Consider the following 7,748-nt stretch of genomic DNA (forward strand, 5'->3'; position numbering starts at 1 on the left):
AATGATCTAAAAGCTTAAACTATCAATTTGTCAATGTCTTAACTTAATGACATTGTATGAATGATACTGGAATCTTTTTTAATGATTCACTTACAATTTAATTTTATTTACCAAATTTATTTTCATCACTAAAAATTGGAGTAATCCCAATTTTTTAAAAAAGTTTACGTATTAAAGCAGAAGAGATAGAAATTGTACCAATGTATGGCTTAAATGTCGGATCTATATATACTACGGTTAAATCTATATCTTTTTTTGGATCAAGTTTAAGTCCATCACAAATAGAAATTTCATTTGTATTGCCATAAGCATAAGTTATATTTCTAATTTCACCTACTTCTTTACTATCAATTTTTTCAAAACCGTTCTTCACTGGGAATAATAAATCACTCCCACTTAATTCTTTTATAACTTTACCTTCTGGTTGTGGTAAATCTGGAGGAGTAACTTCCTTGTTAATAAAATACATCTTATCAACAAATATTTTTGCGTCAAATTCTTGTTTATGTCTAGCCTTTTCTAGCTCTTTTTTTCAATATTTGCTAATCTAAACTATTGCAAATTCCTAAAAATCTAAAACTTCCTGAAATCAAACCATCGTTAACAGGGGTTATATTTAAGATAAATCCTTGAAGATTAAGAACTTCTCTTTCATTACCAGTACTATTAAGATAAGCTGGAAATTTCAAGTTAACGTAAACATTTAAATTTGCTTCATGACTTTTTTGGTTTTCTTTTAATTCTAAATAAACAAATAAAATACTTATTTTTTTGTATATTATGCCCAATTTTTTTCATTACCATTTTTATCCAAATTCTACTTTACATGATCAAAATGATATTCCATCTTTTCAAAGGAATGCAAATAATTGTCTTATCTTAGTAATAATTCGGCTTTGTTCTGATAACGGTGGAAGAGCCCAAATAAGATCATTTTTCATATGAGAAATAGAAAACATATTCTTAATGGCTGTTCCTTTTGCTTTTTTATTTAATAAGCCTACCTTTTGTTGAAAAGCTAATAAAAAATATTCATTTGAAATCAAATTATTATTAAGGCGAACTCTAATTAAAGCTTGATTTATAACACCTTCAGGTGCATTAGTTGGTAAAATATACGTCTCCCCTATCGTCCCTGCTCCACTTAATAATATGTCTTTTGGTCGTATATCAAAAGAACTTAATCCTTCAAATTTTTGCTGAGAAATGTAATAATTTCCATAATCAATTGATTTATGGATTGCATTTCCTTGCTCATAAACTTTATAAGTATTTTTACTTTTTGGAACAAAATAAGCTTTTTTCAAAGAACTACCAAAGGGACCTCTTCTAATGGCTCCATTTTCTAAAGAAAGTATATCCCCCAATCTCACCCATTCCCAACTATCTGGAATATCAAATGGCTTTTCATCATCTGTAATCGGAGGAAGTGGCTTGGTCTTCTTAATCTTCTTTTTCTTAATCAGCTCAGCTTTTTCGGCCTTAATCTTCTCCAAAAGCACACTAGCCGGTTCATCATTTGGATACTGCGGTATCAACTTCCCACGCATCGCTAAATCCAAGATCTTCTCTCTTAAAGCTTGAGCATCAAAATCTAAACTATTCGTCTTCACTATCGTCAATTCCTTCTAATGCCTTATTCAACTCCGCAATTGCCTCACTAATTGCCTTAGATTTTTCATTCATATCACTAAGAATTTCTTTTAATGATTTAGTTTCATGTTCTTCTTCATCGCTCATTAGAGATAAACTGCTTTTTCGCTGGATGCACCTGATAAAGTTGTTCAAACTTAGGCCATTGCTTCATAAAGTCGGCTTTACTTATCTTGCTTAATTTACCGGCCCATTCATCAACCGATTGTATTTCAGCTAAACGTTCAAACTTATTTCGTCCTTGATCATCAAGACGTTTGATTTTTCGTTCAACAGCGCCAGCCATATCAACTTGATATTGATGACTATCTTCAGCAATTTCAAAATAGTCTTCCTTATGATGTAAGAAATAATTTACATTATGGCCAGGATTTTGAACAACTGGCTTCATATTAGTTACCTTATTCATTGCATCATAAATACCAACTGCATCAAAAATTCTAAATTTATCCTTATGGATCTCTGGACACAATCTAGTTGCACGTCCTAGCATCTGTTCATACAGAATTCTAGACTGTACCCTTCTTAAGAAGACAATATTAGTAATTGCAGGTACATCAACACCAGTAGTCAAGAGATCAACTGTAACAACAATATTAGGATAATCTTCATTTTTAAAGTTTCTAATTTCTTGGTTAGGATGACGAATAGAACCCGTGATTTTTTCAATCGCATCATCATCCACTGGACGACCATCATCTTTAAAGGCCTTCTTCAACAAATCAACCACTATATCAGCATGTTCATCTGTTGCCGCAAAAATAAGAGTTTTACCTGCATCCCTATCCGTAGGATCAAGATAATTTCTAACTAGTTCATCACAAACCACCTTGTTAAAACTAGGCGTAATTACTCTATGATTAAAGTCTTTGACATCGAAATTCATATTATCTGGCAATTTTTCTTTATCGATGGTCTTTTCATCCTGATTAAAGACATCAACTTCTGTCCCCTTTTTAAAATGAATTCCTTCTTTAGCTAATTTAGTTTGAATAATAACTGGTGCATCGTGGTCAACCAAGTAGCCATCAAGGACAGCCTGTTGATAGCTATAAGAATATACTGGATTACCAAAGATTTCAGTTGTCTGTAATGCTGGTGTAGCAGTCATTCCGATTGCAGTAGCGTCAAAATAATCAACTACTCGACGGTACTGACTAACATATTCTTCTTGATCGTAATTTTCATATTCTTGATCGCTTAGCCCTCTATCTTCTGCATAACCGCGGTGAGCTTCATCAACAATAATGAAATCATATTGACCAACTGAAGGCTTTTCAGAATTATCATCATTAAAGAATAATCTTTTAATCATTCCCTGAACAGTTGCAATTTGAATCTTAGTAGAAGCATCAGGCACTTTATCAGATAATTCTTTTAATCCATAAATAGAAGAAATCGACATTGTACCTATCTTATTATCTTTAATTGCATTAGCAGTTTGGCGACCAAGTGAATTTCGATCAACTAAATAAAGGATTCTTCTAGCTCTTTTATGCTTTAGCAAACGATACATTAACGAAATAGCAGTTCTAGTTTTACCAGTACCCGTAGCCATCGCAAGCAAGATACGTTTTTTTCCATCTTTAATTGCATTTTCTAAAGACTGAATCGCATCAAGTTGATATGGACGAGCTGCAAATTGCGGATAATCTTCATCATCTGCCAAATCTTTATTTGCTTCATCCTTATTCTTAGCAGTTAACTTTAATGCCAAATCCTCAGGTTTATGAAATTCTTCTAGAGCATATGCATTTTCTTTTGGATTACGTGCATCCCAGAACCAAATACCTGATTTTTCCTTATATTGTTCTAAATATGGACGACCATTTGCAGCATAAATAAAAGGAACCTTGTAATCACCCATCTCTTGCCCTATTAAATGGTAATCTGATCTAAGCATATTCTTTAGGCTGGGCCATTTGTCCTGCAATATCTTGATCTCATCTCTTTGCTTCAACAATGCCATAAAAATCTAAGCCCTTAAAAAGTGCATAGTCAGCTCTTTGACCATTAGGCAATACCCATTCTGCAATCGCCATACTATGACCTTTCTGTGGTTCAGTTTGATGCTTCCAATTATTTAGTCTTGGTGTATCTGCTTCCCAACCTGCATTACGTAATTGGCTATCAATTAATTGTCTAGTTTCTTCCTCATTTAACGGATGCTTTTTAGCAAATTGAACATTTACCTTGCGTCTTCTTGTTCTTTCTTCCGCTGAAATAGTAATTTGTGGCCGGTTTTCTTGCAGCTGCTTAATTTTTTCTTCTAAAACTTTAATCTTATCTGCTTGACTCTTTAATATATTTCTTTGATCAACTGGTGTAACATATTCAGGAACATCGTTTAAAGAAAAACTTTCTAAGAACCATTTCCAAACTAAATAAGCCTTTTGATCAATTTTTAAAGCTTCACCTTTGGTTGCGATAAATTGATTATCATGAGTAGCTCTATTCCGTTTGCGTCTGATCTCATCTAATGCTAATAAAACTGCATCAGGATAGCCATTTCCGGAGTAACGCATCTTATCGATTCGTGCTTTTTGGTTCAACTCCCAATCGCCTAAACCATCTAAATGCATAATTTCTCTTGTTAATTGCTCACCAAAAGTACCAAAAACAGTTAAACTGCTTCTTGGATCTGAAAAAATCAAACTCTCAGCACTAGAAGCCAATTTAGCATATTCATGATAATTTTTATCTGAAGTATTAAAATTAGACATTCCAATCATCCTTACATCAAAAATGCATACATATATGTTCATTTTACTCTGAATTAATTATTAAGAACAAGTTCAAAAGCACGTAACAAAAAACTTGATGCCAAACTGACATCAAGTTTTTAATTATCTTTTACTTTGAACTGACAATGCGTCCACCGCCAATTGTTTTTATCTTAAGGCCTTTAGAAGTAGACCTAGCAGAAGCATTTCTAAACTTCATAACTTGAACTCTCTTATAACGTTTACCATTTTTATTAAACGCAAAATTGAATTCTACAGAATAATGAATATCATTCAGTGACTTATTGTTAACAGTAATATTGGCATGATACTTAGTAAGGTTAGGACTATTACGCCAATTACTTACTAAAGTTCTCAATTCAACATAACTCTTATTCTTACTGCCACCAATAAAATCTTTAGAGTTAGGATAGTTAAAATTATCTTCCAATAATTTACCAACATTTTTAGATTGCTGCCAATCTAATTTAAGTACAGCTACATTTTTGCTGCCTTTGATAGCTGATGGTACATTCTTAACTCGCTTAGTTTTAACAAGTTTCCCCTTCTGCTTTTTAGCTGCATATATAGAAAACGGCTTGGTTAATGGTACATCTTCAAGAACAAGATTTCCTTTTTTATCTAGCTTACCAATATTATGGTTATTTAGATAAAGCTTACCGTTTGGCATCCCTTGAACCTCAATCGTCTTAGCATTAAGTTTTACTTCAGCTGTTTGATCTTTCCAAACATTAACTGTCTTTTTAAACTTATCTGTTTGACCCAAATAAGAAGATTTTGCTTCTATATTATATACGCCAGGGAAAACTTTTTGCTTTTTAGTAAATTTTGCGCCATTAACTGTAACAGTAGAATGGTGATAATCATTAACCACACTCAATTTATAAGTTGGCAATTGAACTACATACCGAGGGAAAAACAAGAAATAATGTCCCTGCTTAATCAGTTTAATTGGTAAGTTATTCTTACCCATCAAGCTCTTTTTCAATTTCTTATATGCGGCAGGATTATTCTTATAGTATTCCTTTAATGGCATTAAATTTTTAGCGGTAAGTGGAACGTTCCCTTTAGTTACCACATTGTTAACCTTGCCATTTTTTAATCCAGTTTCTATCCGACTAATCTGAGCCTTGCAGCTATAGTAATTTGTACCAAACATTACCAAGATTGCGATTACGGCGACAACTACTTCAACCAATATTGACCATTTGAAATGAAATTTTTTCTTTTTAAATTTAGGTAAAGGCGTTGGCTTTTTATCCGACTTAGAAACAATAGTTTTTGATTCTGACTGCTTCTTTTTTTCAGGCTTAGCGACAGATTTTTTCTCTTCAGCTTGAACCTTTTCTTTATCCTTTTCAGCAGTCGACTCATTATTTTTTAATCCTAACAGCCCTATATTCACTATCACCATTGTTTCATCATTATTAACTAAATTGAAATGACAAAATGGACAATACTTCTCCTCAGGGTCTACTTCTTTACCACAATTAGGACAAATTTTCTTCATTTTATTTTATACTTAATCACTAAAATATTTATCATAACTACACTTATTATATCCTAATAACACTATTTTTTTAACAGAAGGAATTTTTCTAGAAAAATTTAGCAAAACCAGTTCCAATATTTAAAAAAATAACTATAATATCATGTTAGATAATTAATGTAGAAGAGGTGAATATTTTATCATGAAGAATTACACCATTGATCACGACATGTATTTAATGAATTACAAAAATGGTGACGTTTTAAAAGTAACTGTCAATAAAGAAGACTCAGTTAAAAATTTGCAACTATATCGGCAAGATGGTCTTGGCAATTATTATCTTGATAAAAATTCACGGCTGAAAAAACAAGATAATTTGACCACTAAGAAAGATATTGTCAAAGCAAGTAAGAAGATTGGTGGTCACAATACCCATCATATTGATAAATGGCATCATCAAGTTGTTCCTATCTATAATGCTCAACACCAAATTACGGGCTTCAAGCCGAAGTTAGCCCTTGAGCACCATGCTAGAATTCAAAATGCCAAAAGATATTTGCGCCATTTAGATCATCATCATGCAATCTACTTGTCTACTACCAGCAGAAATACCTTGCTCAAGCCAATAAATTACCTTAAAGATGCAATTTATGCAGACCGTAACAAGGAAATGGTTTTAGCACATAAGATTCACAAATTAAGTCGATAAATTTAAAAACTCCAAAAGTTAAATGCTTTTGGAGTTTTTTTACTTAACTTATTCCTCGCCAAACCATGCTTCTACTCTTGCTGCAACGTTAAATGGCAACGAATCAGCTAAAAAGGAACACAACAACCATTTTTGGAAATATTCACTGCTTTCATGATCATGAATATCAAATGCATCATTTTTGAAATTCTTAATATTGCCATATTCTACTTGAATAGGCACGTATACTTTATCGTATTCCACATTATAATTTTCATCCACTTCATCAACCAGTCTATATCCCTTAGGACAATTATGAAAAATCACCTGGTCAGAATTTAAATCTAAATTCTTTTCTGCAATAACTGCATCTTGATGTACTTGAGTAAATTTTTGCGTGTTGGCAGCTATTTCTTTGCCACTGACTACTTTATTCAAATCAGCATTTACATAGAAAACTTTAGTCATTTTTTCTCTCCTATTCTTCTTGTTACTAACCACATATTATCTGTCTTATTTTCTAAAATCAATCAAAGTTTTTCTTGACAGCAATTTTCATTCGGCGTATTATAATGGCAATTAAATTAATAAAAGCTTAGAAAAGATGAGTAATTGTTTAAAATTTCTAACAGAGAGTCGGATTAGGTGAAAGCCGATGCAATGGCAAGCAATGAATATGGTCTTGGAGCTAAATTAAAATGCGAGCATTAAGTAAGCAAATTACGAGTGACGATCGTTACCCCGTCTGAGTCTTCCCTATTGGGAGTACTTATTGAGGAATTGGCTGTGAAGTTAATTTAAACATGGGTGGTAACACGCTTGAGCGTCCCTAGCATGAAATATGCTAGAGGCGCTTTTTATTTTGCTTATCTACTCAAAGGAGGAATCAATCATGAAAAAAGCAATTACAATTACTAATTCAAAAATTATTATCAATAAAAAAGTATTTGAACGAATGTGTCTCCTTGTATGGTTGATTTTTATTATTTGCGGACTGTTGATTGTTGAATAATTACAAGGAGAAAAAGTATGACTAACTTAACTCATTATGATATTGTAGGAAGTTTTTTACGACCAAAAGAATTGGCCGATTGTAAAATTAAATTGAACACTTGATAGAAAATAAAAAGTCCATTTGGACCTGTTTGATAGAATGTTAATAACCACAAAAACA

Annotated in this window: 8 protein-coding genes, 1 pseudogene and 1 other annotated feature; of the genes and pseudogenes, 1 reads left to right on the forward strand and 8 read right to left on the reverse strand. The window is 32.3% G+C overall.

Annotated features, from left to right (window positions below; genetic code table 11):
• Positions 1-154: 154 nt before the first annotated feature.
• From CP368_RS08645 to CP368_RS08670, 7 genes and pseudogenes are all read right to left on the reverse strand, one after another.
• Positions 155-469 carry a hypothetical protein gene (locus tag CP368_RS08645; RefSeq protein WP_087363366.1) on the reverse strand — a complete coding sequence of 105 codons (315 nt, stop codon included), beginning with the start codon at positions 467-469 and terminating at the stop codon, positions 155-157.
• Between the two features lie 73 nt (positions 470-542).
• Entirely contained in the window at positions 543-788 is a 246-nt protein-coding gene (locus CP368_RS10855) for a hypothetical protein (RefSeq protein WP_098045978.1), read from the reverse strand.
• Between the two features lie 63 nt (positions 789-851).
• Entirely contained in the window at positions 852-1,613 is a 762-nt protein-coding gene (locus CP368_RS08655) for a restriction endonuclease subunit S (RefSeq protein ID WP_087363370.1), read from the reverse strand.
• A pseudogene (locus tag CP368_RS08660) lies at positions 1,600-1,749 on the reverse strand (SAM-dependent methyltransferase); the annotation flags it as partial. The pseudogene CP368_RS08660 and the gene CP368_RS08655, both read right to left, overlap by 14 nt.
• Positions 1,730-3,622 (reverse strand): type I restriction-modification system endonuclease, encoded by a 1,893-nt coding sequence (gene hsdR / locus CP368_RS08665; RefSeq protein ID WP_233185854.1) that lies wholly within the window; start codon positions 3,620-3,622, stop codon positions 1,730-1,732. The gene hsdR and the pseudogene CP368_RS08660, both read right to left, overlap by 20 nt.
• Complete coding sequence (locus tag CP368_RS10860; RefSeq protein WP_233185855.1) at positions 3,597-4,376, reverse strand: hypothetical protein; 780 nt, start codon at positions 4,374-4,376, stop codon at positions 3,597-3,599. The genes hsdR and CP368_RS10860 overlap by 26 nt, the downstream gene beginning before the upstream one ends.
• Positions 4,377-4,506: 130 nt before the next feature.
• Positions 4,507-5,907, reverse strand: a complete 1,401-nt coding sequence (locus tag CP368_RS08670; protein ID WP_098045979.1) for a zinc ribbon domain-containing protein — start codon at positions 5,905-5,907, stop codon at positions 4,507-4,509.
• Positions 5,908-6,088: 181 nt separating this feature from the next.
• Between CP368_RS08670 and CP368_RS08675 the strand changes: the two genes are divergently transcribed.
• On the forward strand, positions 6,089-6,595 hold the full coding sequence (locus tag CP368_RS08675) for a hypothetical protein (RefSeq protein WP_025005384.1): 507 nt from the start codon (positions 6,089-6,091) through the stop codon (positions 6,593-6,595).
• Positions 6,596-6,643: 48 nt separating this feature from the next.
• Here CP368_RS08675 and CP368_RS08680 read toward each other — a convergent pair whose 3' ends face one another.
• Entirely contained in the window at positions 6,644-7,042 is a 399-nt protein-coding gene (locus tag CP368_RS08680) for a hypothetical protein (RefSeq protein WP_087176460.1), read from the reverse strand.
• A gap of 119 nt (positions 7,043-7,161) precedes the next feature.
• Positions 7,162-7,408, forward strand: a binding site (T-box leader).
• Positions 7,409-7,748 lie beyond the last annotated feature (340 nt).

Origin of the sequence: Lactobacillus sp. UMNPBX17 (genome assembly GCF_002553735.1) — a bacterium.
In the GTDB taxonomy this organism is placed as follows: Bacteria; Bacillota; Bacilli; order Lactobacillales; family Lactobacillaceae; genus Lactobacillus; species Lactobacillus gallinarum.